This is a genomic window from Microvirga sp. KLBC 81, assembly GCF_003075415.1.
Taxonomy (GTDB): Bacteria; Pseudomonadota; Alphaproteobacteria; order Rhizobiales; family Beijerinckiaceae; genus Microvirga.
The window spans coordinates 1-23,945 of record NZ_QDAH01000011.1; the positions used below are offsets into that span (position 1 = coordinate 1).

The following is a 23,945-nucleotide window of genomic DNA, read 5'->3' on the forward strand; positions in this document are numbered from 1 at the left end:
GCGTTGAAGCCGTCGATGTTGCGCACCCCGAGCTTCGACATCTTGCGGTAGCGGTCCTCCATCTCGCGCACCGCCCATTTGAGCGCGATCACCGCCTTCTTCGGGTCGGTCACCACCGGGGTGAGCAGGTGCGGGATGCCGTCATAGACCGACAGCTCGAGCATCTTCGGGTCGACCATGATCAGGCGGCACTCGGACGGGGTGAGCCGGTAGACCAGCGACAGGATCATGGTGTTGATCGCCACCGACTTGCCCGAGCCGGTGGTGCCGGCCACCAAAAGGTGCGGCATGCGGGCGAGATCGGCGATCACCGGCTCGCCGCCGATGGTCTTGCCGAGGCACAGGGCGAGCTTCTGCTTGGTGGTCTCGAAGTCCTGCGAGGCGAGGAGTTCGCGCAGGTACACGGTCTCGCGCTTGTGGTTCGGGAGCTCGATGCCGATGGCGTTGCGGCCCTGGACCACGGCCACGCGGGCCGAGACCGCGCTCATCGAGCGGGCGATGTCGTCGGCCAGCGAGATCACCCGCGACGACTTCGTCCCCGGCGCCGGCTCCAGCTCATACAGCGTCACAACCGGGCCGGGGCTCACCTTCGCGATCGCCCCGCGCACGCCGAAATCCTCCAGCGTGCCCTCCAGGAGATTGGCGTTCTGCTCCAGAGCCTCCGCCGAGATCAGGGGAGCTGACGATTTCTTGGGCTCGGCAAGCAGGCTCAGCTGCGGCAGCTGATATTTTTCCTCGTCGAGAAGCGAAGGCTGCGCCTCGCGCGCCATGCGCCTGCCGGGTTTCGGCGCAACAGGGGCCGGTCCGACCCTGGCCGAGACGGGCTCGGGCCGCATGGCGGCGCGAGGCACCGGCTGCGTTACGGGCGCGTCGTCATACGAATCGTCCTCATCCTCGTAAGCCGGTGCTGCCGCAGGTGCGGTTCGCGAGGCGCGGCCAGGGGGCGCATCGAGCACGGGCTCGCGGCGCATGCCGCCGTCCCGGTTGGCGCGACGGGGCTGCGGTGCGGGCTCGAAATCCTCGTCTTCTGCCGGCGCGTGGCGTTTCTCGCTCCAGCGGCGCGCCGTGGCGCGAAGGCTCATGACGCCATGAGCGAGCGCGCCCAGGGACACGATGCCCCAGCCGGGCTCGTCGTGGGTGATTTCCTCGGCCTCGTCCCAATCGGCGATCTGGCGGCGCCTGACCGGGCGCGGAGCCTCTTCCTCCTCGAGTTCCTCGTGGTGGCGCTCCTCGTTAGGGCTGAGGCCGCAGGCGGCCGTAAGGCTCAAAATAGCGATGCCGGCGAAGAGAAAGCCGAGAACGGCGCTGGCCGAGCCGCTGGACAGGCCCGTGATGGCCTTGGCACCGGTGAGGATCGCGTCGCCCGCGACGCCGCCGAGGCCCGTCGGCAGCGGCCAGCGGTCGGTGGCGGGCATGGCGCTCGCGAGCGCCGTGGCGGCGCCCACGCCCATCACCCACAGAGCGAAACGCAGCTGCAGGCGGCCGAGCTCGCCCGATTTCATGAGGCGCCAGCCCCAGAGCGCGAGCGGCAACACCGCGGCGATGGCGCCGAGGCCCAGAAGCTGCATCAGCAGATCGGCGATGATGGCGCCGGGCCAGCCGAGCACGTTGTGGACAGGAAGATCGGTGGCGTTGTTGAGGCTCGGATCGTCAACCGACCAGGTGGCGAGCGCGACCGCCACCGCGCCCGCGACAGCGACGAGGCACAGGCCGGTCAATTCCTGCGTCCGACGGGCGATGAAAGCCCGCAACCCGCTGAAAAGGCCGTCATAGGCGGAAGAGGGGGAACGGCGTGCCGTACGCATCAAACCACTCTGAAAACCAGATAAAACGAGACGATCTTGCCTGGAGTTTAGAGGGGGCGGGTTAAGGGCCTATTAACCCTAGCGCATCGGCCCAAAAGCGGTGTCCACTTGTCTCGTCCGATGCGCTAGGGGCATTTGCGCAGTTGACGGCGAGGGCGGGAGAGACCAGTGTCCCGGCCATGATGCGCAAGGGCACGATCACGGCTTTCAAGCGCGCCGTTCTCACGGTGCTGATGGCCTATGCGCTGGTGCTGCAGACGATTCTCGTCTCGCTCAGCGGTGCGGCCCATGCGGCGGAAGCGGCGGGTCCCCAGGGCATTCTCTGCCTTCAGGATGGCCGGGCCCAGCCCGATCACGGCCCAGCCACGACGCATGACGGGCTGTGCTGCACCTTGAGCTGCCATGGCCCGGGACCGGCCGGGCCTGCTCCCGAGACGGTCCCGACCCAACGGCTCGCGCCTGTTGCTCTTGATGTGCGCGTGCTGGTCGATCCTTTCCTGACCCGCCTTTCATCGAACGTTCTGCCTGTCGGATCGCGCGCGCCACCGCGCCTCGCCTGATTGCCGCTTCGCCAATCACGCAAGTCTCACAGGGCCTTTTCCATGTTGTCGTCCCGTTCCCGCGGCGCGCTCGTTGCAGCCGCTCTCACCGCCGTTTCCACGCCTGCCCTCGCGCATGTCTCCTTCGAGACGGCGCAGACCACGCCGAATTCTACATTCAAGGCGGTCTTGCGCATCCCGCACGGCTGCGATGGTCAGCCCACTCTGAAGGTGCGCGTGCGCATTCCTGAAGGAATTGTCGCCGTCAAACCCATGCCGAAGGCTGGCTGGAAGCTGGAGACCACGAAGGGCGCCTACGTGCGCGCCTATCAGGTGCATGGCGAAACCGTCTCCGAAGGCGTGACCGACATCGTCTGGACCGGCTCGCTCGACGATGGCTTCTATGACGAGTTCGTGTTCCAGGCGCGCTTCACCGATGCGTTCCAGCCGGGCGCGACGGTTTACTTCCCGGTGGTGCAGGAATGCGAGAAGGACACCGAGGAATGGGTGCAGGTCCCCGCCGCCGGCGAGGATCCGCATCATCTCGCTTCGCCCGCACCGGGCGTGAAGATCGTGGCGGCGGCGAATGCACCGGCGGCGGCGCAGCATGCCGGCACGCTCATCATCGAGCAGCCCTGGTCGCGCGCAACGCCTGCCGGCGCGAAGGTGGGGGGCGGATACCTGCGCATCACCAACAACGGAAAGGAACCCGACCGCCTGATCGGCGGCTCCTTCCCCAACGCCTCGCGCATTGAAGTGCACGAGATGGCGATGGAAGGCGACATCATGCGCATGAAGCCGGTGCAGGGCGGCCTCGAGATCAAGCCAGGCGCGACCGTGGAGCTGAAGCCCGGCGCAGGCCATCTCATGTTCATGGATCTGAAACAGCAGCTGACCGAAGGCCAGACGGTGAAGGGCACGCTCGTGTTCGAGAAGGCCGGAACGGTGAATGTGGAATACACTGTCCGCGGCATGGGCGGGGCTGCTCCTGCTCCCATGGAACACAAGCACTGAGCAGGGGATCTGAACGATGACTTTCAAGCGCTCCCTTCTCATCCCGCTCGTGGTTTTTCTCGCGGGCCTCGGCATCCTGCTCGGCACCGCGCTGTTCATCTTCCAGCCGCAACAGCAGCAGAGTGCCGGACGTGTCCCCATTGGCGGGCCGTTTCGTCTGACCTCGCATGAGGGCAGGCCGTTCACGGATGCGGATCTGAAGGGCAAGCCCTTCGTGGTGTTCTTCGGCTTCACCCATTGTCCGGAAGTCTGCCCGACCACGCTCTATGATCTCACGCAGGATCTGGCTTCCTTAGGGACGGATGCCGACAAGCTGCGGGTTGCCTTCATCACCGTCGATCCCGCGCAGGACACGCCGGAACTGATGAAGACCTATCTCTCGTCCTTTGATCCGCGCATTGTGGGACTGACCGGAACCGAGGAGGAAATCGCCGCCGTCGCGAAGGCGTACAAGATCTTCTATCGCAAGGTGCCGACCGATACCGGCTACACCATGGATCACTCCGCCACGATCTTCCTCATGGACGGCAAGGGCGATTTCTACGGCACCTCGAACTTTCAGGAATCGACCGAGATCCGGCGTTCGAAGCTGAAGCAGTTGATCAGGAACGGGTGAGAGACGTGGCTTATGTCTATCTTGGCGTGGCCATCGTTGCAGAAGTCATCGCAACCTCCGCGTTGAAGGTCTCCGATGGATTCACGCGCCTTGGTCCAAGCCTCGTCGTTCTGTTCGGCTATGGCATTGCCTTCTTTTGTCTCTCGCTGACGCTCCGCACCATCCCGACCGGAATTGCCTATGCGATCTGGTCTGGCGTGGGCATCGTCCTGATTTCCGCCGTAGGCTGGATCTGGTTCAAGCAGGTCCTCGACCTTCCCGCGATCATTGGTTTGGCGCTGATCATTGCGGGAGTGGTTGTGGTCAATGTGTTCTCGGAAACGGTGAGTCACTGAGTCGTTTGATCGTTCCTGAACGAGAAAAGCCCCGGCCTTTGAGGACCGGGGCCTTCCATTTCGAGCCTCTGGAAGGCTTCGTTGATGCATCGCTCGACGTAGGGTCTCGACCGCCGAGCGATGCAGGTTATTCAGCTTAGTAGTTGTAGGCGCGCTCGCCGTGGTCTGCGAGGTCGAGACCTTCGCGCTCCTCGTCCTGCGTGACGCGCAGGCCGATCACCAGATCCACGAGCTTGTAGAGGATCGCGGAGCCGACGCCCGACCACACCAGGGTGAACAGCACGGCCTTCACCTGCGCCCACACCTGGGTGCTGAAGGCGTATTCGGCGACCGTGAGCGAGCCGGGGTTCGCGACGTAGTCCGCGACGCCCGCGCCGCCGAGGGCCGGGTTCACCAGGATGCCCGTACCGATGGCGCCGATGATGCCGCCTACGCAGTGGACGCCGAACACGTCGAGCGAGTCGTCATAGCCGAAGGCGTTCTTCACGGTGCTGCAGAAGAAGAAGCACACCGCGCCCGCAGCGAGACCGAGAACGATCGATCCCATGGGACCTGCGAAGCCCGAGGCCGGGGTGACGGCAACGAGGCCGGCAACCGCACCGGACGCGAGGCCGAGCAGCGAGGGCTTGCCCTTGATCGCCCATTCCACGAACAGCCAGGAGAGGCCGGCCGCAGCGGTGGCCACGAAGGTGTTGATCATGGCGAGAGCGGCAGTGGCGTTGGCCTCGAGGTTCGAGCCGGCGTTGAAGCCGAACCAGCCGACCCACAGGAGCGCGGCGCCGATCATGGTCATGGTGAGCGAGTGCGGCGCGATCAGGTCGCGGCCGTAGCCGATGCGCTTGCCGAGCATCATCGCGCCGACGAGGCCGGCGATGCCCGCATTGATGTGCACCACGGTGCCGCCTGCGAAGTCGATCGCGCCCCACTTGAAGAGCAGGCCCGCATCGCCGGTCACGGCATCGAGAGCAGCCTGAGCAGCCGCCTTGTCGGTGGCGCTGGCAAGAGCGCTGGCCGCGGTCGCAATCGCATCCGGGCCGGCCCAGTACCAGACCATGTGAGCGATCGGGAAGTAGATGAAGGTCAGCCACAGAACCGTGAAGACCACGAGAGCGGAGAACTTCATGCGCTCGGCGAAGGCGCCGACGATGAGCGCAGGCGTGATCATCGCGAACGTCATCTGGAAGCAGACATAGACGAGCTCGGGGATCACGACGCCGTTCGAGAAGGTCGCCGCGACGGTGTTCACGTCAACGCCCTTCAGGAAGGCCTTGGAGAAGCCGCCGATGAAGTCGTTGAGGCCGCCGCCATTGGTGAACGCGAGGCTGTAGCCGTAGAACACCCAGATCAGGCAGGCCAGACACGCGATGGCGAAAACCTGGGTCAGCACCGAGAGCATGTTCTTGGTGCGCACCAGGCCGCCGTAGAACAGCGCGAGACCCGGCACGATCATCAGGAGAACCAGGATGGACGAGAGCATCACCCAGGTGGTGTCGCCCTTGTTGGGCACGGGCGCGGCTGCTGCTGCGTCTTGGGCGAGAGCCGGATCGACCGCCAGGAGGCCAAGCCCCAGCGCGCCGAGCGCGGTCAGAAAAAGAGGACGGAACTTCATCGAATTCAAACTCCGAAGAAAACAGAAGGAATGAGCGTCAAAGGGCGTCGGCATCGGTCTCGCCCGTGCGGATGCGGACCGCTTTCTCGATAGGCGTGACGAAGATCTTGCCGTCGCCGATCTGGCCCGTGCGTGCGGCTGCCGTGATCGCATCGATCACTTGCGACACGAGGTCGGACGGCACCGCGACCTCGATCTTGAGCTTCGGCAGGAAGCTCACGGCATATTCGGCGCCACGATAGATTTCCGTGTGGCCCTTCTGCCGTCCGTATCCCTTCACCTCGGTCACGGTGAGGCCGTGCACGCCGAGGGCGGTGAGTGCGTCACGCACCTCCTCCAGCTTGAACGGCTTGATGACCGCCATCACGATTTTCATGGGTCTGGCCCCCTTTGAGACGCTGGCCTGGCAGTTCAGGCCATGGTTTCCACATGAACCCGCCTCTGAAGGCGGTGTCGGAAAGGGGATACGCAACAATCGTGCCAAGCCTGATCAGGCAAGAGGCGGCGGACCTGCCTCTTTCGGAGGCAGGCGCGAAATGACCAGAAAAAGCCCTGGTTGCTTAAATTTTGAGCAAATGCCTTTTTATGCAGAGCGGTCGCGGATGAGACCTTCCTGAGCGACCGAAGCCACGAGGGTGCCGTCCTGCCTGAAGATCAGGCCGCGGGAGAAGCCGCGGGCGCTGCCGGCATTCGGCGTGTCCTGCGCGTAAAGCAGCCATTCGTCGGCACGGAAGGGGCGGTGGAACCACATGGCGTGGTCGAGGCTCGCCGCCTGGACGGTCGGGTCGAACACCGTCCTGCCGTGGGGGATGAGCGACGTATCGAGAAGCGTCATGTCCGAGGCATAGGCCAGGACGCATTGGTGGATCGCCGGATCGTCCGGCAGGCGGCCCGTGGTCTTGATCCACACATGGAAGCGCGGCTCGCCCGGTTCGCGCGAGGTGTAGCGCTTGATCTCCACGGGGCGGATCTCGAGGGGACGCTCGCGCTCGTAATAGGTGCGCATGGGCTCGGGCATCTGGAGCAGCAGACCACCCTTCACCTCTTCCTCGGAGGGAAGCTCGTCGGGGCCTGGCACTTCCGGCATCTCGGCCTGGTGCTCGAAGCCGCCTTCATCGATCTGGAACGAGGCCGACATGGCGAAGATGGCTTGGCCATGCTGCGTCGCCACTACGCGGCGGGTCATAAAACTCTTGCCGTCGCGGATGCGGTCGACGTCGTAGATGATCGGCACCTTGGGATCGCCCGGCAGCATGAAATAGCAATGGAGCGAATGAGGATGGCGCCCGTCCACCGTGCGGGTGGCGGCGACCAGCGCCTGGCCGATCACCTGCCCGCCGAACACGCGTTGCCATCCGCTCTTCGGGCTCTGGCCGCGAAACAGGTTCACTTCGAGCTGTTCGAGGTCGAGAATGGAGAGAAGGTCGGTCACGGCGCGGGACATGAATCGGTCATCCTCATCAAAGGGAAGCGTCATCCATCGGCGAGCAACGGGCGAAGGTCAAGCTTGACGCTGGTCAATGGATCGCTGACATCCAACGTATAGCGTTCGGGAAAGATTGAGTTGAGGAGAAAAGTGATGGGTGCAGGAGCGGGCATGGAGCGGTCGCGCATTGTCATCGCAGGCGGCGGGCTCGCCGGCCTGTCCCTGTCCCTGGCCCTCAAGCGCGCGCTGGGCGATGGCGTCGACGTGGTCATGTGCGATCCGGCGCTGTCACGCGATCCTCACGGCGACCGACGCTCCTATGCGATCGCCGCCGCCGCCCGACGGATGTTCCAGGCTCTCGGAATCTGGGACCAGATGGTCGACAAGGCGCAACCCATCCTCGACATGGTGATCACCGATTCGAGCCTTCAGGACCCGGTGCGTCCCACCTTTCTCACCTTCGAGGGGGCGGTGGAGGGCGAGGCTTTCGCCCATATGGTGACCTCCGGCGACCTGACCGCGCTCCTGCTCGACGCCTGCCGTGACATCGGCGTGAACTTGAGGCCTGAGGGCGTGAAGAGCTTTTCCGCCCAAGGCGCACGCACGGAGGTGACGCTGACGGGAGGCGAGATGGTCTCCGCAGCGCTTCTCGTTGCCGCCGATGGCGCGCGCTCGCGCCTGCGCGAGCAGGCGGGCATCGGCTGGATCTTCTGGCCGTATCATCAATCCGCCATCGTCTCGACGATCTCGCACGAGCGCGATCACGAGGGCAGGGCCGTGGAGCACTTCCTGCCTGCAGGCCCCTTCGCCATCCTGCCCCTCAAGGACGAGGTACGCGCCGACGGCACCGTGCAGCACCGCTCCTCCATCGTCTGGAGCGAGCGCAGCGAGAACGTGCCGGCGCTTTTGGAATCGCACCCTGAGGACCTGCAGGCGGAACTCGAAAAGCGTTTCGGCTTGCAGCTCGGCAAGATCGCGTTCGAGACGAAGCCGCAGGCCTATCCGCTGGCCTTCGGTGTCGCGCGCTCCTTCGTGGGCGAACGTCTCGCGCTCCTGGGCGATGCGGCCCACCTCATTCACCCGATTGCCGGTCAGGGCCTGAATCTCGGTCTGCACGACGTGGCGGCGCTGGCGGAGATCATCACAGACGCCATGCGTCTGGGCCAGGATCCGGGCAGCGCCGATGTGCTCATGCAATACGAGCGCGCCCGTCGGGCGGACATCACGGCCATGGGGATCATGACGGACGGCTTGAACCGGCTCTTCTCAAACGACCTTTTGCCGGTGCGCCTGATCCGCGATTTCGGCCTGGGGCTCGTCGACAGGATGCCTGGCCTCAAGCGCTTCTTCATCCGCGAGGCGGCGGGCTTGAGGAGAGACGACGCGCCGCGCCTCTTGAAGGGCGAGGCGCTCTGAACGGATTCAGGGCTCCGGCCTTTCTCACGAACTTGGTGGTTAAAATCTAACGCTTGGTACCGACGCCAAGGCCAGTACTTGAAGTGGAACAAGTGGAGCGCGGACCCTCCTTGGCTCTTCTCAACATCCTGGTTTGACCTGGTGCAGACATTCAACACCTGCATCAGGGTCAAGCGCCGATGGCAGACAAGTTCACAGAGCCCTGGGTCCTCGTGCTCAAGTCAGACCGGCACCAGCATCGTCCTGGCCTCGTGCACGACTGCACGGGTCACATGGCCCAGCACAGGGCTCACAATGCGGCTCTGCTGCCAGAACAACGGGACATCCAAAGGTTGATCCGGCCTGAGCGCGACCAGCCTCCCGGCGCGAAGATGGTCGATCACGAGCGGCTCCGGGTTCATGCCCCAGCCGATCCCGGCCAGGGCCGCATCCACAAAGGCCTGGGACGAGGGCAGCCAGTGGAGCGGGGGCTGAAGGTTGGCTCCGAACACCTGCCGCAGCCATTCTGCCTGGAGCCGATCCTTCTGATTGAAGATCAGACACGGGGCGCAGGCCGCCGCAGGCTCGCTGAACCCGTCGGCAAACCACCGGGCGCAATATTCCGGGCTTGCGGTCGCAACATAGCGCAGGGCTCCAAGAGGATGGCAGTCACAGCCCTGGATCGGCGTATCGTGCGCCGTCACCGCCGCCGCCACCTCGCCCCGCCGCAGCCATTCCGCGCTGTGGTCCTGATCATCCAGCACCAGGTCGAAGAGGTATCCCTCCGTCTTGGCCATGGCTGCGATGAACCAAGTCGCCAGACTGTCGGCATTCACGGCAATCCGCAGGGTCACAGGCCGGCTCTCGGCCCGAAGGCCCGGAAGGCTCCCGTGCAAGGAGCTCTCCAGCAGCGAAACCTGCTCGACATGCTGGCACAGGCGCTGGCCGACCTCTGTTGCCGTGCAGGGCTGACCCCGGACCACAAGCACGACTCCAAGCCGCTCCTCCAGCAGCTTGATCCTCTGGGAGATGGCCGAGGGCGTGACGTTGAGGTGCTGCGCAGCCCGCTCGAAGCTGCCGGTTCGGATGACAGCCGCGAGGGCGGAGAGATGGGCGTAATCGAGCATGAATTAGAAGCTCTAATGTGGGATGAAAAACTTTAACTGTTCTAACTCTGACCCTCGGCCTAGCCCATGTCGACCCCTCGTTGGAGATCGACATGACTATCCCTCTCTTCGCTGGCTTCATGCTGGGCCTGAGCTTGATCCTCGTCATCGGGGCACAGAACGCCTTCGTGCTGCGCCTGGGCCTGAGGGGAGAGCATGTCCTGGCGGTAGCCTTGACCTGCGCCCTGTCCGATGCCGTATTGATCCTGGTCGGTGTCACCGGGTTTGCCCAGGTGAGCGCCATCATGCCCTGGGCAGAGCCCGTCATGCGGTATGCAGGCGCGGCCTTTCTCATTGTGTACGGCGTCCGTAGCTTCAGATCGGCATTCGCGGCCGAGGCCAGCCTAGAGGTGTCAGGGACAGCCACAACCACACTTCAAGGCGCCTTGCTCACCTGTCTGGCACTCACCTGGCTCAATCCTCACGTCTACCTTGATACCGTTGTGCTGATCGGGTCGATCTCGACGCAGTTTGATGAGGGGCGGGAGATGTTCGCGCTCGGGGCCATGCTCGCATCCTTCACCTTCTTCCTCTCGCTGGGCTATGGCGCACGCCTGCTGCGTCCCTTCTTCGCCCGCCCGGGGACGTGGCGGGTTCTCGATGGTGGGATCGGTCTCGTGATGTGGGGCACGGCCGCAAGGGTGCTGCTCGCTTCAACACCCGCATAAGCCGCCAAGCAGGAGCTGCCGCCTACACCGACTCCGCTTCGGTTTGAACCGGGCACCACGAGTTGGGTACCCGAGTGTTGGATTTTGACCGTTTGGCACGCCTCAAGGGCTGATCGGCAGCTTTACATGCGATCAGCGCTCCCCTCGGTGATGGAGCGGTGCTTTCTCTTTGCAATGCTCGAGAGACTGCATGGAAGGACGCCTCAGATCTGCAAAGGCGCGGCGGAAAAATTCCAATCCAAGCCCTTTCCGATAATGACGAAATAACGTATCAAATTCGGCTATCGATCCTTTGTTCTTCGGAAGAGACCCATGGCCGACTATTACTTTGATCCTTCTAATCCCCCCAACTCCGTCGACGGCTACGACACCGACAACGCCGTTAAGCTTGCTGCAGGAACAGCTTTCTTCGGTCGTACATTCTATAACAGCACGACTGGGGGAGATGCGGTCCGCGCCATCGGAATCCAGGACATCACGATCATTCCCGGCGTGACCATCCGCGGCCAGAACGACGGCATCAATTTTGCGGCGGCCGGCATCTCTACGAACGCGAACAGGGTCTTCAACGGCGGCGGCTTCATCTCGTCCGTGACCGGCGCCGGCATTCATTTCGCCGCCGGCGGGGAAGGCATCGTCACGAACCAGGGCACCATCACCGGCCCGACCGGCATCAAGATGGATAACAACGGCAAGCTGGAGGTGCTGAATACCGGCACGATCGTCGCCTCCGGCAAAGCCGTCGTGAGCGGCTCCGGCCAGGACAAAGTGGTCAATACCGGCCTGATCCGCTCCACGGGGACTGAGGGAATCGCGATCGACTTGGGCGCAGGCGATGACATCTACGACGGCAGCGCCGGTGCGGTCATCGGCAAGATCGTCCTGGGCGAGGGCAGTGACCGTGCCTATGGCGGCGCCGGCTCCGAGGTCTTCGCCGGCGGACAGGGCAATGATTTCATCGACGGCGGCGCAGGCAGCGACACGGTCGATTATTCGGGTGCGACGGGTGGCATCAACGTGGATCTGTCGCAGACGGGCCAGCAGGCGATCGGCGGCGGCAATGACTCCGATACGCTCGTCAACATCGAGAACATCATCGGCGGTCAGCACAGCGATTGGATCAAAGGCAACGGCGCCGACAACGTGCTCGAGGGCGGAGCCGGCAACGACACCTTCGAAGGCGGTGCCGGCAGCGACACGCTCCTCGGCGGCGAGGGCGAGGACACGGCCAATTACTACGGCACGGCTGCGATCCGAGTGGACCTCAGGTTCAATGGTGTCTCCCAGAATACCTTGGGCTCGGGCTGGGATACGCTGAAGGACATCGAAAACGTCAACGGCAGCAGCAACTGGGACACCATCGACGGCAGCGACACTGCCAACAAGCTCTGGGGCTGGAGCGGCAGCGACAGCCTCAACGGTCATGGTGGCAACGACACCCTTGAGGGCGCCGACGGCAACGACACGCTCGACGGCGGCGCAGACAACGACAGCCTAAAAGGCGGAATCGGCAATGACAGCCTCATCGGCGGAATCGGCACCGACGAGCTGATTGGCGAGGCCGGCAACGATACTCTTTGGGGCGGCGACGGCAACGACATGGCCGTTTTCTTCGGCCTCAAGGCTGCCTACAACATCTCGGTCACCACCGCTGACGAAAACACGTCCTACACGGTGACCCATAAGGTGCCGGCTGCAGAAAACAGCCAGGACACGATTGTCGGTGCAGGCGGTGTGGATAGCCTCAAGGGCATTCGCCTCCTGAAGTTCCTGGGCAATAACCTCACGGATGCCAGCGACGACCAGCTCTATGCTTTCAGCAATTCCGCTGCACCGACCGTCGTCAATCTTTCGGGCAGCGGGGTCAAGGAGAACAGCAACGTTGGCACGGTCGTCGGAGTCCTGTCCGCCACCGATGCCGACGGCGACGCGCTGACCTACACCTTGCTCACGGATGCCGGAGGTCTCTTCGAACTTGACGACGACGGCAAGACGATCCTCGTCAAGAAGAAAGAAGGCCTCGATTACGAGCTCCACTCCACCTTCACCATCAAGGTGAGGGTGAGCGACGGCATCAAGAACGTCAGCGATGATGCCACGGTCGGAACCGCCGATCGGGACGTCGTGATCAAGATCATCAATGAGGCTGAGGCTGGCAACGTTACCCGCATCGGCACATCGGCCAGTGAGTCGCTGTCCGGCGAACTCGGAAACGACATCATCAGGGGCATGGGCGGCAGCGATACGATCAGCGGTGCAACCGGCAACGACAAGATCTTTGGCGGAACTGGCGGTGACCGTCTGACCGGTGGAGACGGCTACGACAGATTCTACTTCGACACGGCTCCGAGCAGCTCGTATTACGACATCATCACCGACTTCAACCCGGTATACGACACGATCTATCTCTCGCGAGCGATCTTCAGCGGGATCAGCAGAACGGGAACTCTGTCGAGCACTGCGTTCAAGGTCGGCAACAGCTTCGACTCGTCCGATCGGATCGTCTACGAACCGGGAAGCGGCGGTCTGTTTTATGACCGCGATGGGGCCGCCACGACGTACAAATGGGTTCAGATCGCCGACTTGGAAGCAGGCCTCAGGCTGACATACAGGGACATCGTCGTCTACTGATGGTGTCGAGATCATCAAGGAAAAAGCCCGGTTCATCAAAAACCGGGCTTTCATGGAAGAAGCACCCAGCCGCGTAACCGGGCGCTTTATTCGCTTCCGAGCGTGAGACTTACTTCTTCTTGGCGCGCTCGATGCCTTCGACGATGAGGCGGCGGGCATCGGCTGCGTCGCCCCAGCGGATGATCTTGGCCCACTTGCCGGGCTCGAGATCCTTGTAGTGCTCGAAGAAGTGCTCGATCTGCTTGAGGGTGATCTCCGGCAGATCGGTATGGTTCTGCACCCGGTCGTAGCGCTGGGTGAGCTTGCTCGACGGGACCGCGATGATCTTTTCGTCCTGGCCGCCGTCGTCCTCCATCACGAGCACGCCGACCGGACGCACGTTCATGACGGCGCCCGGCGCGATGGCGCGGGTATTGGCGATGAGCACGTCGCACGGGTCGCCGTCGCCGGAAAGGGTGTGCGGGATGAAGCCGTAATTCCCGGGATACCGCATCGCGGTATAGAGGAAGCGGTCGACGAAGAGCGTGCCCGACTCCTTGTCCATCTCGTATTTGATGGGCTCGCCGCCGAGCGGCACTTCGATGACGACGTTCACGTCCTCAGGCGGGTTCTTTCCAGTCGGGATCGCGTCAAGGCGCATGGAACTGTTCTCCGGAACGAGGCTTGAGACATTGCCTCAGTGAAGGGCACGCCGCTTCACCGATCAATGCAGCAAAAGGAAGCCCTCTGGAGCGGTCCGGCTTGACGGCCCGGGATGCCGCTCGCTGAGGCTTTGGCGCTTCCTAGCCGGACTGCGCGCTCGCAACAAGGACCAAAAGGGGTTTTTAGCGAAAGAGATAGGCGACTTTGGCAAGGGGGGTGCCGCCGATCCGCTCCTCCACGCGGGCGACGCTGCGCCCGCCAAGCCCCTCGTAGAAGGCGCAGGCCCGCTCGTTCTCGGCCAAAGCCCACACCGCGACCCGCGGCATGTCGCTGTGGCGCAGGTCGTTGAGGACGGCCTTGAACAGCCGCCGGCCAAGCCCGATTCCCTGGTATTCCGGCAGGAGATAGATCTCGTCGATCTCGCCGTCCGCCGGCAGCGACCGGTCGCGGCAGCGGCCGTAAGAGGCGTAGCCCGCGATGCCCTGGCCGATATCCAGCACCACGAGGGGACGGCCACGGGCCACCGTGGAGCGCCACCAGCGCTCGCCGCGCCGGGAGAACATCTTGTCGAGGGTCACGCCGGGAATGATGCCGAGATAGGCCTCGCGCCAGGCGGCGTCGAAGACCCTGGAGAGGGCCGGGGCGTCATCGGGCTTGGCGTGACGGATACTGACGAGAAGGTCGCTCATGGCTCGCGGCAATGTCTTTCGAGGCAATGAAAACAGCTTCGCCGGATCATGGTTAACAAGGCGTTAACAAGCGCGAAGAGCCAAGCCAGCGAAGCGTGGCTTTGTTTAAGCCAAATGAGATGCAGCGGGGCACAGGCAAAACGCCGCAAGCTCCTTTAAAGCAGCCGCGGGTCATGAACTCTATGGACGAATCGTATTCCGACCTGTCGTGCGGCCGTACGTGACTCTCTTGGCCGACGAGGCAACCTGCTGTGACGAGCTCCTATGGTAATTTCAGTAACCAGCCTGCGCCGAAAACCGCAGCGAACGACCCGTAGTCCGGTTCCAATGGCGATGCGTAGGGCGGCAGGGGCGTGTTCGCCAATATCGGCGCGAAGAAGGCCATCACCTCTAACGACTTCATCGTCCTAAGCAAAAGCCCGGGGGATCGCTGCATCACCTGGGGCTTTTGTCCGGTGCGCCCGCTCCTCGTCCGAAGAGCGGGCGTTTTGCTTTATTGCCTTACGCTGCAAGCTGGCGCAGCACGTAGTGCAGGATGCCGCCGTTGCGGAAGTACTCGACCTCCTCGAGCGTATCGATGCGGCAGAGCACCGGAACGCGCTTCACCGAACCGTCGGCGGAGGTGATCTCCAGATCCATGCGCTGACGCGGCTTCAGGTCGCCGGCGAGGCCCTTGATGGTGATCGTCTCGTCGCCCTTCAGGCCCAGCGACGCCCAGGAGGTGTCGCCTTCGAACACGAAGGGAGCCACGCCCATGCCGACCAGGTTCGAGCGGTGGATGCGCTCGAAGCTCTCGGCGATCACGGCGCGCACGCCGAGCAGGTTCGTGCCCTTGGCCGCCCAGTCGCGGGACGAGCCGGTGCCGTATTCCTTGCCCGCGAGAACGACCAGCGGAACGCCTTCGTCCTTGTAGCGCATGGCGGCATCGTAGATGAACATCCGCTCTCGGCTAGGCTGGTGGATCGTGTAGCCGCCCTCGACCACGTGGCCGCTCTCGTCCTTCACCATCTGGTTCTTGATGCGGATATTGGCGAAGGTGCCGCGCATCATGACCTCGTGGTTGCCGCGACGGGTGCCGTACTGGTTGAAGTCTGCGACCGCGACCTGGTGCTCCTGCAGGTACTTGCCGGCGGGCGATGCCGCGCGGATGTTGCCGGCAGGCGAGATGTGGTCGGTGGTGATCGAGTCCTGGAAGAGGCCGAGGATGCGGGCGTTCACGATATCCGTGACCGGCTTCGGCTCCTTCGTCATGCCTTCGAAGTAAGGCGGGTTCTGGACGTAGGTCGAACCGGGGGGCCACTCGTAGGTGAGGCCCGGTTCGAAGGTGATCTTCTTCCAGTTGGCGTCACCGGCGAACACGTCCGAGTAGCGGGTCTTGAACAGCTCGCTCGTGATCGTGCGATCGATGAACTCCTGCACTTCCGCCGAGGACGGCCAGATGTCCTTCAGGTACACCGGCTGACCATCGTTCCCTAAGCCGATCGGATCCTTCGTGAGGTCCACGAGCATGGAGCCGGCGAGAGCGTAGGCCACGACCAGCGGAGGCGAAGCGAGGTAGTTCGCGCGCACGTCGGGGTTCACGCGGCCCTCGAAGTTGCGGTTGCCCGAGAGCACCGACACGGCCACGAGGTCGTTGTCGTTGATCGCCTTCGAGATGTTCTCCGGCAGCGGACCCGAGTTGCCGATGCAGGTGGTGCAGCCGAAGCCCACGAGGTTGAAGCCCAGCGCATCCAGGTCGTCCTGGAGGCCGGCCTTCTTGAAGTATTCCTCGACGATCTGCGATCCGGGCGCGAGCGAGGTCTTCACCCACGGCTTGGACTTCAGGCCCTTGGCGACCGCATTGCGGGCGAGCAGGCCCGCGCCGATCATCACGCTCGGGTTCGAGGTGTTGGTGCAGGAGGTGATCGCCGCGATCACCACGTCGCCGTGGCCGAGATCGTAATTGGCGTTCTCCACCTTCACGCGCTTGGCCGTTTCACCGGCCTTGCGGAACTCCTTCTCCATGGCGCCGAGGAACTCGGTCTTGGAATTGTCGAGAGTCACGCGATCCTGCGGACGCTTGGGGCCGGCGAGCGAGGGAACCACGTCGCCGAGGTCGAGCTCGAGGGTGTCGGTGAAGACCGGGTCCGGCGTCTCGGCCGTGCGCCACATGCCCTGAGCCTTGGCGTAGGCCTCGACGAGGGCCACGCGCTCGTCCGTGCGGCTGGTTGTGCGCAGGTAGTCGATGGTCTTGGCGTCTACGGGGAAGAAGCCGCAGGTCGCGCCGTATTCCGGAGCCATGTTGCCGATCGTGGAACGGTCGGCCACCGACATGTCGTTGAGGCCGGGGCCGTAGAATTCCACGAACTTGCCGACCACGCCCTTCTTGCGCAGCATCTGAGTGACGGTGAGCACGAGGTCGGTGGCGGTCACGCCTTCCTTCAGCTTGCCGGTCAGCTTGAAGCCGATGACTTCAGGGATGAGCATGGAGACCGGCTGGCCGAGCATGGCGGCCTCAGCCTCGATGCCGCCCACGCCCCAGCCGAGAACGGCGAGGCCGTTGACCATGGTGGTGTGCGAATCGGTGCCGACGAGAGTGTCCGGATAGGCCACTTCCTCACCCGTGGCCGTGTCCTTGCGGGTCCACACGGTCTGGGACAGGAACTCCAGGTTCACCTGGTGGCAGATGCCGGTGCCGGGGGGAACGACGGAAAAATTCTCGAACGCGGTCTGGCCCCACTTGAGGAAGCGGTAGCGCTCGCCGTTGCGCTGGTATTCCAGCTCCACGTTGCGGTCGAAGGCCTTCGGCGTGCCGAACTCGTCCACGATCACCGAGTGGTCGATCACGAGGTCGACGGGCACCAGCGGGTTGATCTTGCGCGGGTCGCCGCCGAGGTTCTTCATGGCATCGCGCATGGCGGCGAGATCCACCACGGCCGGAACGCCGGTGAAGTCCTGCATCAGGACGCGGGCGGGGCGATAGGCGATTTCCTTCTCGTCCTTGCCCTTGTTGTTGAGCCAATCGGCCACGGCCTGGATGTCGGCCTTGGTGACCGTGCGGCCATCCTCGTAGCGGAGCAGGTTCTCGAGCAGCACCTTCATGGAGAAGGGCAGCTTCGAGGCTCCGTTAAGGCCGTTCTTCTCGGCCTCGACGAGGGAGTAGTAGGTGTAGGTCTTATCGCCCACTGTCAGGGTCTGACGGGCATTGAAGCTGTTGTTGAGCGTCACGGCGAATCCTCGCGTGCATTGGGTTACGAACGAACAGTTTGTTCGGCCGAAAGCGCGAAAAGCGCGCGCCGCTCCGGGGGCGCCCGGACAGGGGAAAAGCGCGCGAGGCGGATTGGACGCCTTGGCGCGCGGCGCAGCCGAGGGTGCTATAGATCATTTCCAACCATCCCGCTACACGGTTTAGAACGGTTCTGGGGTGCAATGAGGGCAGGGGGCCAAGTTTGGGGCAAGGTTTGCGTCTGAGCGTTAACAATTTGGCTTGTGACCGAGGCGGGCGCCGGATCTTCGAGGGCGTGTCGTTCACCCTTCAACCCGGCGAGGCCCTGGTGATCACCGGGCGCAACGGGGCCGGCAAGTCGAGCCTGCTGGAGCTGCTCGCCGGGCGTCTCCATCCCGCCGCCGGAAAGATCATCTGGGAAGAGGCCGGCGAACGCGGTCTGCCAGAGTGCCTTCATTACGTCGGCCATCGGGATGCGCTCAAAAGCGCGCTGACGGCCCAGGAGAATCTGGACTTCGCCCGTGACTTCCTCGGCACCCCGGCCCTGTCCGCTGCTGAGGCGCTGGAGGCGGTGGGCCTCGCCCATGCGGCCCGGCTGCCGGTAGGCTATCTCTCGGCGGGACAGCGCCATCGCGTAGCATTGGCCCGCCTTCTCGTGGCGCACCGCCCCTTGTGGCTCCTCGACGAGCCGACCTCGGCGCTCGATACCGCCTCGCAGGAGACCTTGCGCCAGCTCCTGGAGAATCACCGCGCACAAGGCGGCATGATCGCCGCCACCACCCATTCGCCGCTGTTTCTCTCCGAACCGAAAGAGATCCGGATCGAGCGCACCAGCATACCCTCCCCCCTTGCGGGAGAGGGATGATGTTGAGGTCCTTCCGCGCGCTGCTGATCCGCGACCTGAAACTCGCTGCCCGCGTGGGCGGCTCCGGGGTCATGGGCCTCATCTTCTTCCTGATGATCGTCACGCTGATTCCCTTCGCATTAGGCCCTGATCTCAACCTCCTGTCGCGAATCGGTCCGGCGATACTCTGGATCGCGGCCTTGCTGGCCACGCTGATCGGTCTCGACCGTTTGTTTCAGGCGGACCAGGAGGATGGGTCGCTCGAACTGCTGCGCCTCTCGCCCGCGCCGCTCGAATTGATCGTGCTCGCCAAGGTTACCGCCTATTGGCTGACGACCGGCTTGCCGCTCGCGATTGCGACGCCGCTCTTCGGCCTCCTCGTGGCGCTCTCGCCCGAGGGCATGCTTGCCATGGTGGTGACCCTGCTCGTCGGCACGCCCGCGCTCACTTTCATCGGCGCGATAGGCGCGGCGCTGACAGCCTCGCTGCGGCGCGGCGGTCTGATCCTGGCGATTCTGGTGCTGCCCTTCATGATCCCGACCCTGATCTTCGGCGTCTCGGCGGCGAATGCGGCGGTGGGCGGCACAGTGCCCTTTGCGACGCCGTTCCTGATTCTCGTCGCGCTGTCGCTGATCGCCGCCGTCGTCGGCACAGTGGGAGCTGCTGCGGCGCTGAGGTCGGGGGAGTGATTATGGCCTCAAGCTCATCCCGAAGGCCTGCTCGATGGCGGGCTTTCCGTCCCGCTCCACGCGATAGATCGCGCGATAGAGGCCGGGGCGAAAGCCGCCGGCAGGCTGCCTGATGCCGGCGAATATCATCCATTGCGCCTTGTCGCGGTCAAGGGGCGGGGCCTTGTTCTGCGCAATCGGCTTTCCATCCGTATCGAAGAGCGTGAGAACCTGCACGTCGCCGCCCTTCAGGCCGATGGCGCGCGCATAGGCCACGAGAGCCGGGGAGGTGGTGGTGGGCGTGTTCTGCTCCGCAGAACCCGATTCGATCGCCTCCATCGTCACCGGGCCTGGAGCAAATCCCTTGTTCAGCACGCTGCCGGCCTGGTAGGCGAGGGCGCTCTGCACCGAAGGCTCCCAGAGCGAGGCCTGCTGTCCGGCTCCGCAGGCCTGGCTGGCGGGGCCGGAGGTGAAGGGATCGACCACCTTGCCGTCCTTGCGAACGGTGAAATGGAGATGCGGGAACTCGGTTGCGCCGGACAGGCCGATACGCCCGATCCTGTCGCCGGCCTTCACCATCTCGCCGGGCTTCACGGCAAGGCTGCTCTTGGCCATGTGGCAATACTGGGTTTGCCAGCCGTTGCCGTGGTCGACGACAGCCCCATTGCCGCATTCGGTGTTCTCGACGGATTCGCGGCCCCGACCCATGATGGACACATCCTCCATGCTGTCCTGGGTGCGCAGAACCTTGCCGTCGGCTGCCGCGACTACGTCCACGCCAGCCTTCATGGCGGCCGTGGTCGGGACACGGATATCGGTGCCGTCATGGCCATCGTAAGTGAGCGTTCCGCAGCGATAATCGCCGATCCCCGAATCGGCGATGTGATCCACGTAATGCTGGATGAAGCAGGTGCGCCCGACCTCGCAGGCGACGGGAAAGCGAAGCGAGATGTCCTGCGCGTGCACGGCCCCCGGTATGGCGAGGCATGAGGCAATCAGGCTGAAGGCAGGAAGACGCATGGCTTTCTCCGCAACAATGATGCGCATGACCATAGCCCCTACCGTGGCGATTGAAAGGCAAAGCCTGCTATGGACTTACGGACAATACCGGATTGCAGGACCACGCCTTTGATCGCTACAGAACGGCAATCCTGGCGAAATCGTTATTCAGCTTGGACCTGCTCCTCGTTGCAGGCGCAAGCCAAGGCCGCTACATCGTGCGTATGATCCGTGAGCTTGCCAATCCCACCCGCTTCATGAACCTCAGCGGCATCCTTCTGCCCTGGGTCACGGGCTTGGCCGTGCTGTTGCTTGGGCTGGGCCTCTACATGATCTGGTTCGTCGCACCCGCGGATTACCAGCAGGGCGAGACGGTGAAGATCATGTACATCCACGTGCCGGCGGCCTGGCTGTCCCTGTTCTTCTACATGATCATGGCAAGCTCCGCCTTGGGCACACTCGTGTGGCGGCATCCGCTGGCGGACGTGGCGCAGAAGGCAGCCGCGCCCATCGGCGCGGCCTTCACGCTCATCTGCCTCGTGACGGGCTCGCTCTGGGGCAAGCCCATGTGGGGCACCTATTGGCAATGGGACGCGCGCCTCACCTCGATGCTCGTGATGCTGCTCATCTATCTCGGCATTCTCGCACTCTGGCGCGCCATCGAGGAGCCGAACCGCGCGGCGCGCGCCGTGTCGATCCTGACATTGGTCGGCGCTGTGAACGTGCCGATCGTGAAGTTCTCGGTCGATTGGTGGAATACGCTGCACCAGCCTGCTTCCGTGTTCCGTCTCGGCGGCCCGACGATCCACACCTCCATGCTCGTGCCGCTGCTCGTGATGGCGCTCGCTTTCACCTTTATCGGCATCGCCCTGCATCTGTCGGGCATCCGCACGGAGATTCTGCGCCGCCGCGTGCGCACGCTCACCATTCTTGAGGCCGAGCGCCTCGACGCACAGGCCGCCTGATGACGCATACCTTCTTCATTGCCTTTTCCTATATTCTCACGGCGCTGGTGATCACGGGTCTCGCCTTACGCGCCGTGATCGATCATCGCGCGCAGGTGCGTGCATTGGCCGAGCTGGAATCCCGTGGCGTCGGCCGGAGATCGCGCCGTGGCTGAGGCAACCGCGCCGCGTTCGCGGCTGATCTTCGTCCTGCCGGTGATCGTCTTCGTTGCGCTGGCGGGTCTGTTCTTCGTGCAGCTCACCTCGGGTCGCAATCCGGCAGAGCTTCCTTCGGTTCTCCTCAACAAGCCGGTGCCCACCTTCAACCTCGCACCGCTCGAAGGCCTCTCCGCCGATGGCAAGCCCGTGCCTGGCTTCTCGAACGAGGACCTGAAGGGCCGCGTCACCATCGTGAATGTGTGGGCCTCCTGGTGCGCGCCCTGCCGACAGGAGCATCCGCTGCTCGTGGAGCTGGCCAAGGACCCGTCCGTGCGCCTTGTGGGCATCAACCAGAAGGACAATCCGGACAACGCTCGCCGCTTCCTCGGCGCGCTCGGCAATCCTTACGCTGCCGTCGGCGTCGATCCGAATGGCCGCGCCTCCATCGATTGGGGCGTCTACGGCGTGCCGGAAACCTTCATCGTCGGCCCGGACGGCATGATCCGCCACAAGCATATCGGCCCGCTGACGCCGGAAAATATTGCAGGCTTCAAGGAGCGCTTAAGCCAAATCCCGCGCGCTTGAGGCGGTTGATCGCCACATCCAGCGCCGAGAGAAAGGCCGAGCGATCCTTCTGCGAAAACGGCTTCGGCCCGCCGGTCACATCGCCCATGGCGCGCAGATCCTCCATGAGATTGCGCGTGGCGAGCGCCATGCCGATGGAGGCTTCCGTAAACGGCTTGCCCGTGGGGCCGATCACGTCCGCGCCCGCGCTCACGCAGCGATGGGCGAGAGGGATGTCGGCGGTGATCACGATGGCGCCACGCCGCGCCCGTTCCGCAATCCAGTCGTCCGCCGCGTCGAAACCGGCGCTCACCACGACGCGTTCGATCAACGGGCTTTGCGGCACCATGAGGAAAGCATTGGCCACCACGAATGTTTTCACCCGGTGCCGCTCGGCGACCTTGTAGACCTCGTTCTTCACCGGGCAGGCATCGGCATCCACATAGATCACGATGGCTTGAGAGGTCCCGGTCATGAGCCATTTATTCCTTTGGCGGCAATCTTTAGCCCGAATCGAAGAACATCCTTAAGAATCGGGTCCATTCCCGTTGTTAACCTCAGCACCTGCCGAAAAGAACCCCCGTGGACCATTCTTCGCGCATCCGATCCGCCTGGGTCTCCCTCCGCAAACGGCGGCGTTCACGGGAACTGAGTGACGCCACGACCCGGCTGATCCGCGAGGCGGATACGGGAGCCCTGCAGCGGGCCGGCATAGCCCGTATGGTCGTAGCAGGCATTCTGCTCATCACGGTGGTGCTCGCCGCCCATGGCGTTCAGCTCGTGAATCCGATGGCCATGAAGCAGATTGCCGCGGCCGAGATGACATTGGCTCTTTTCGGGGCCTCGGGCTGGGGGAGCGCCTGGCTCGCCTCGAAGCGCATTGCGGTGGAGCAGCTCCCCGTTTTTACCGCCGTGCTCGATGCGCTGCTGGTCCTCGGGAATCTCGCCTACAGCCATTGGGGCCTGGGGATCCCTGGCGGGTTGTTTGCAGTCTTTCCGGTTGTCTGGGTGGTCCCCATCACGCTTGCCGCGGTCGCCATTCACTATCAGCCGCGCCTGCAAATCTTGGTCGCGCTCATCTATGTGGTGGGCCTGTCGCTGCTCGCCTTCGGCGGCGAGGCGTTGACCCCCGCCGAGCGGCAGCGGGATCTCTCCGAGATCAACGCCGTATTTTCCGAACAGGCGAACCTGGTTCGCCTCGCCATGATCCTGTCGCTCGCGCTGATCCTCATTCTCGTGGCGCGGCAAGGCCGTGTGCTGCTGGAGCGGGCGGTGCGAGAGACGACCTTGCGCGTCAATCTCACCCGCTATCTGCCGCGCGAGCTCGCGCCCGTTCTCACGGAACAGGCCTTCGCATCGTTAAGGCAAGGGCGGCGCGCCCGCGTCACGGTCCTGTTCGTGGACATGCGCGCCTCCACCTCCTTCGGCGAGACCATGGACCCGGCGCGGCTCGCCGTATTCATCACCTCGTTCCGCCGCCGCGTGCTCAGGGCCGCAAGCCGCCATGGCGGCGTCATCGACAAGTTCACGGGCGACGGCGCGCTGATCCTCTTTGGCGTGCCGGGCGCAGGCGATGACGATGCGGGCCGCGCGCTCGCCTGCGGGCGCACGCTGCTGCGGTTGATCGAGCGCTGGAACATCAAGCGGCAGTTCGACCCGCCCGTGCGCGTTGGCATCGGCATTCACACGGGCGAGGTCTTTTGCGGCGTGGTGGGCGACGAGAGCCGCCTCGAATTCACGGTCGTCGGCGAGACGGTCAACATTGCGTCGCGCATCGAGCAGGCCACGAAGAGCACGGATTGCGACCTGCTGGCCTCAGCGGAAACGGTGCAGGATGCGGGCGAAGAAGGTTCTTGGGTCGAGGTGGCGCACGAGCCTCTGCCCGGCGTCACCCGCAAAATCGTCCTGTTGAAGCCTGTGGGTTGAGGCATTCTACTTCTTGTCATGGCCGGGCTTGTTCCGGCCATCCCGACTTGGAACAGCGCTGCGCTCTCCTTATCGGGATCTCCGGCACAAGGCCGGTGATG

Annotated in this window: 23 protein-coding genes; 13 read left to right on the plus strand and 10 right to left on the minus strand. The window is 64.0% G+C overall.

What is annotated here, in order from left to right; all coding sequences use genetic code 11:
• A partial coding sequence (locus tag DC522_RS10045; RefSeq protein ID WP_133239257.1) for a DNA translocase FtsK 4TM domain-containing protein occupies window positions 1–1,805 on the minus strand: 1,805 nt, incomplete at its 3' end.
• Between the two features lie 179 nt (window positions 1,806–1,984).
• Between DC522_RS10045 and DC522_RS10050 the strand changes: the two genes are divergently transcribed.
• The 4 genes from DC522_RS10050 to DC522_RS10065 are packed head-to-tail and all read left to right on the plus strand — an operon-like array spanning window position 1,985 to window position 4,309.
• The gene (locus tag DC522_RS10050; RefSeq protein ID WP_116528575.1) at window positions 1,985–2,365 is read left to right on the plus strand and encodes a hypothetical protein; all 381 of its coding nucleotides are present in this window, start codon (window positions 1,985–1,987) and stop codon (window positions 2,363–2,365) included.
• A 42-nt stretch (window positions 2,366–2,407) separates the two neighbouring features.
• Window positions 2,408–3,358, plus strand: a complete 951-nt coding sequence (locus DC522_RS10055) for a DUF1775 domain-containing protein (protein ID WP_205769588.1) — start codon at window positions 2,408–2,410, stop codon at window positions 3,356–3,358.
• Between the two features lie 16 nt (window positions 3,359–3,374).
• Entirely contained in the window at window positions 3,375–3,974 is a 600-nt protein-coding gene (locus DC522_RS10060) for an SCO family protein (RefSeq protein ID WP_116528576.1), read from the plus strand.
• A gap of 5 nt (window positions 3,975–3,979) precedes the next feature.
• Window positions 3,980–4,309: a multidrug efflux SMR transporter gene (locus DC522_RS10065; RefSeq protein WP_116528577.1), complete on the plus strand. Its 330-nt coding sequence runs from the start codon at window positions 3,980–3,982 to the stop codon at window positions 4,307–4,309.
• A 136-nt stretch (window positions 4,310–4,445) separates the two neighbouring features.
• Here DC522_RS10065 and DC522_RS10070 read toward each other — a convergent pair whose 3' ends face one another.
• The 3 genes from DC522_RS10070 to tesB form a co-directional block, all read right to left on the minus strand.
• Window positions 4,446–5,918, minus strand: coding sequence for an ammonium transporter (locus DC522_RS10070; protein ID WP_116528674.1), 1,473 nt, complete (start codon window positions 5,916–5,918; stop codon window positions 4,446–4,448).
• Window positions 5,919–5,955: 37 nt separating this feature from the next.
• Window positions 5,956–6,294 carry a P-II family nitrogen regulator gene (locus DC522_RS10075; RefSeq protein ID WP_116528578.1) on the minus strand — a complete coding sequence of 113 codons (339 nt, stop codon included), beginning with the start codon at window positions 6,292–6,294 and terminating at the stop codon, window positions 5,956–5,958.
• A gap of 207 nt (window positions 6,295–6,501) precedes the next feature.
• Window positions 6,502–7,362 carry an acyl-CoA thioesterase II gene (gene tesB / locus DC522_RS10080; RefSeq protein WP_116528675.1) on the minus strand — a complete coding sequence of 287 codons (861 nt, stop codon included), beginning with the start codon at window positions 7,360–7,362 and terminating at the stop codon, window positions 6,502–6,504.
• A 135-nt stretch (window positions 7,363–7,497) separates the two neighbouring features.
• Here tesB and DC522_RS10085 point away from each other — a divergent pair, with 135 nt between their 5' ends.
• On the plus strand, window positions 7,498–8,760 hold the full coding sequence (locus DC522_RS10085) for a ubiquinone biosynthesis hydroxylase (protein WP_116528579.1): 1,263 nt from the start codon (window positions 7,498–7,500) through the stop codon (window positions 8,758–8,760).
• Between the two features lie 221 nt (window positions 8,761–8,981).
• Here the strand turns inward: DC522_RS10085 and DC522_RS10090 are convergent, their stop codons facing one another.
• A complete protein-coding gene (locus tag DC522_RS10090; protein ID WP_116528580.1) occupies window positions 8,982–9,866 on the minus strand; it encodes a LysR family transcriptional regulator ArgP in 885 nt (294 codons plus the stop codon).
• Between the two features lie 92 nt (window positions 9,867–9,958).
• On the opposite strand from DC522_RS10090, the gene DC522_RS10095 reads away from it, so the two are divergent.
• Together DC522_RS10095 and DC522_RS10100 are read left to right on the plus strand one after the other, a co-directional pair.
• Window positions 9,959–10,573, plus strand: a complete 615-nt coding sequence (locus tag DC522_RS10095) for a LysE/ArgO family amino acid transporter (RefSeq protein ID WP_116528581.1) — start codon at window positions 9,959–9,961, stop codon at window positions 10,571–10,573.
• 312 nt (window positions 10,574–10,885) lie between these two features.
• Window positions 10,886–13,204, plus strand: a complete 2,319-nt coding sequence (locus DC522_RS10100) for a cadherin domain-containing protein (RefSeq protein WP_116528582.1) — start codon at window positions 10,886–10,888, stop codon at window positions 13,202–13,204.
• A gap of 109 nt (window positions 13,205–13,313) precedes the next feature.
• Here DC522_RS10100 and ppa read toward each other — a convergent pair whose 3' ends face one another.
• The 3 genes from ppa to acnA all read right to left on the minus strand — a co-directional run bounded on the left by ppa (window position 13,314) and on the right by acnA (window position 17,742).
• A complete protein-coding gene (gene ppa / locus DC522_RS10105) occupies window positions 13,314–13,844 on the minus strand; it encodes an inorganic diphosphatase (protein WP_116528583.1) in 531 nt (176 codons plus the stop codon).
• 184 nt (window positions 13,845–14,028) lie between these two features.
• Complete coding sequence (locus tag DC522_RS10110; protein ID WP_116528584.1) at window positions 14,029–14,535, minus strand: GNAT family N-acetyltransferase; 507 nt, start codon at window positions 14,533–14,535, stop codon at window positions 14,029–14,031.
• Window positions 14,536–15,036: 501 nt separating this feature from the next.
• Window positions 15,037–17,742, minus strand: a complete 2,706-nt coding sequence (gene acnA, locus DC522_RS10115) for an aconitate hydratase AcnA (RefSeq protein WP_116528585.1) — start codon at window positions 17,740–17,742, stop codon at window positions 15,037–15,039.
• A gap of 233 nt (window positions 17,743–17,975) precedes the next feature.
• On the opposite strand from acnA, the gene ccmA reads away from it, so the two are divergent.
• Together ccmA and ccmB are read left to right on the plus strand one after the other, a co-directional pair.
• Window positions 17,976–18,605 carry a heme ABC exporter ATP-binding protein CcmA gene (ccmA, locus tag DC522_RS10120; RefSeq protein ID WP_116528586.1) on the plus strand — a complete coding sequence of 210 codons (630 nt, stop codon included), beginning with the start codon at window positions 17,976–17,978 and terminating at the stop codon, window positions 18,603–18,605.
• Window positions 18,605–19,273, plus strand: a complete 669-nt coding sequence (gene ccmB / locus DC522_RS10125) for a heme exporter protein CcmB (protein ID WP_116528587.1) — start codon at window positions 18,605–18,607, stop codon at window positions 19,271–19,273. The genes ccmA and ccmB overlap by 1 nt, the downstream gene beginning before the upstream one ends.
• On the opposite strand, the gene DC522_RS10130 is transcribed toward ccmB, so the two are convergent.
• Window positions 19,274–20,299: a M23 family metallopeptidase gene (locus DC522_RS10130; RefSeq protein ID WP_245444078.1), complete on the minus strand. Its 1,026-nt coding sequence runs from the start codon at window positions 20,297–20,299 to the stop codon at window positions 19,274–19,276.
• Window positions 20,300–20,475: 176 nt separating this feature from the next.
• On the opposite strand from DC522_RS10130, the gene DC522_RS10135 reads away from it, so the two are divergent.
• Genes DC522_RS10135 through DC522_RS10145 form a run of 3 tightly spaced genes read left to right on the plus strand, consistent with a single transcriptional unit; the run spans window position 20,476 to window position 21,939 of the window.
• Window positions 20,476–21,216 carry a heme ABC transporter permease gene (locus tag DC522_RS10135; RefSeq protein WP_116528677.1) on the plus strand — a complete coding sequence of 247 codons (741 nt, stop codon included), beginning with the start codon at window positions 20,476–20,478 and terminating at the stop codon, window positions 21,214–21,216.
• On the plus strand, window positions 21,216–21,371 hold the full coding sequence (gene ccmD, locus DC522_RS10140) for a heme exporter protein CcmD (protein ID WP_116528588.1): 156 nt from the start codon (window positions 21,216–21,218) through the stop codon (window positions 21,369–21,371). Before DC522_RS10135 ends, ccmD begins: the two co-directional genes overlap by 1 nt.
• A complete protein-coding gene (locus tag DC522_RS10145) occupies window positions 21,364–21,939 on the plus strand; it encodes a DsbE family thiol:disulfide interchange protein (RefSeq protein WP_205769589.1) in 576 nt (191 codons plus the stop codon). Before ccmD ends, DC522_RS10145 begins: the two co-directional genes overlap by 8 nt.
• Here the strand turns inward: DC522_RS10145 and DC522_RS10150 are convergent.
• Window positions 21,905–22,393 (minus strand): YaiI/YqxD family protein, encoded by a 489-nt coding sequence (locus tag DC522_RS10150; RefSeq protein WP_116528590.1) that lies wholly within the window; start codon window positions 22,391–22,393, stop codon window positions 21,905–21,907. The genes DC522_RS10145 and DC522_RS10150 overlap by 35 nt on opposite strands.
• A gap of 107 nt (window positions 22,394–22,500) precedes the next feature.
• On the opposite strand from DC522_RS10150, the gene DC522_RS10155 reads away from it, so the two are divergent.
• Entirely contained in the window at window positions 22,501–23,844 is a 1,344-nt protein-coding gene (locus tag DC522_RS10155; protein ID WP_116528591.1) for an adenylate/guanylate cyclase domain-containing protein, read from the plus strand.
• The last annotated feature ends 101 nt before the right edge of the window (window positions 23,845–23,945 follow it).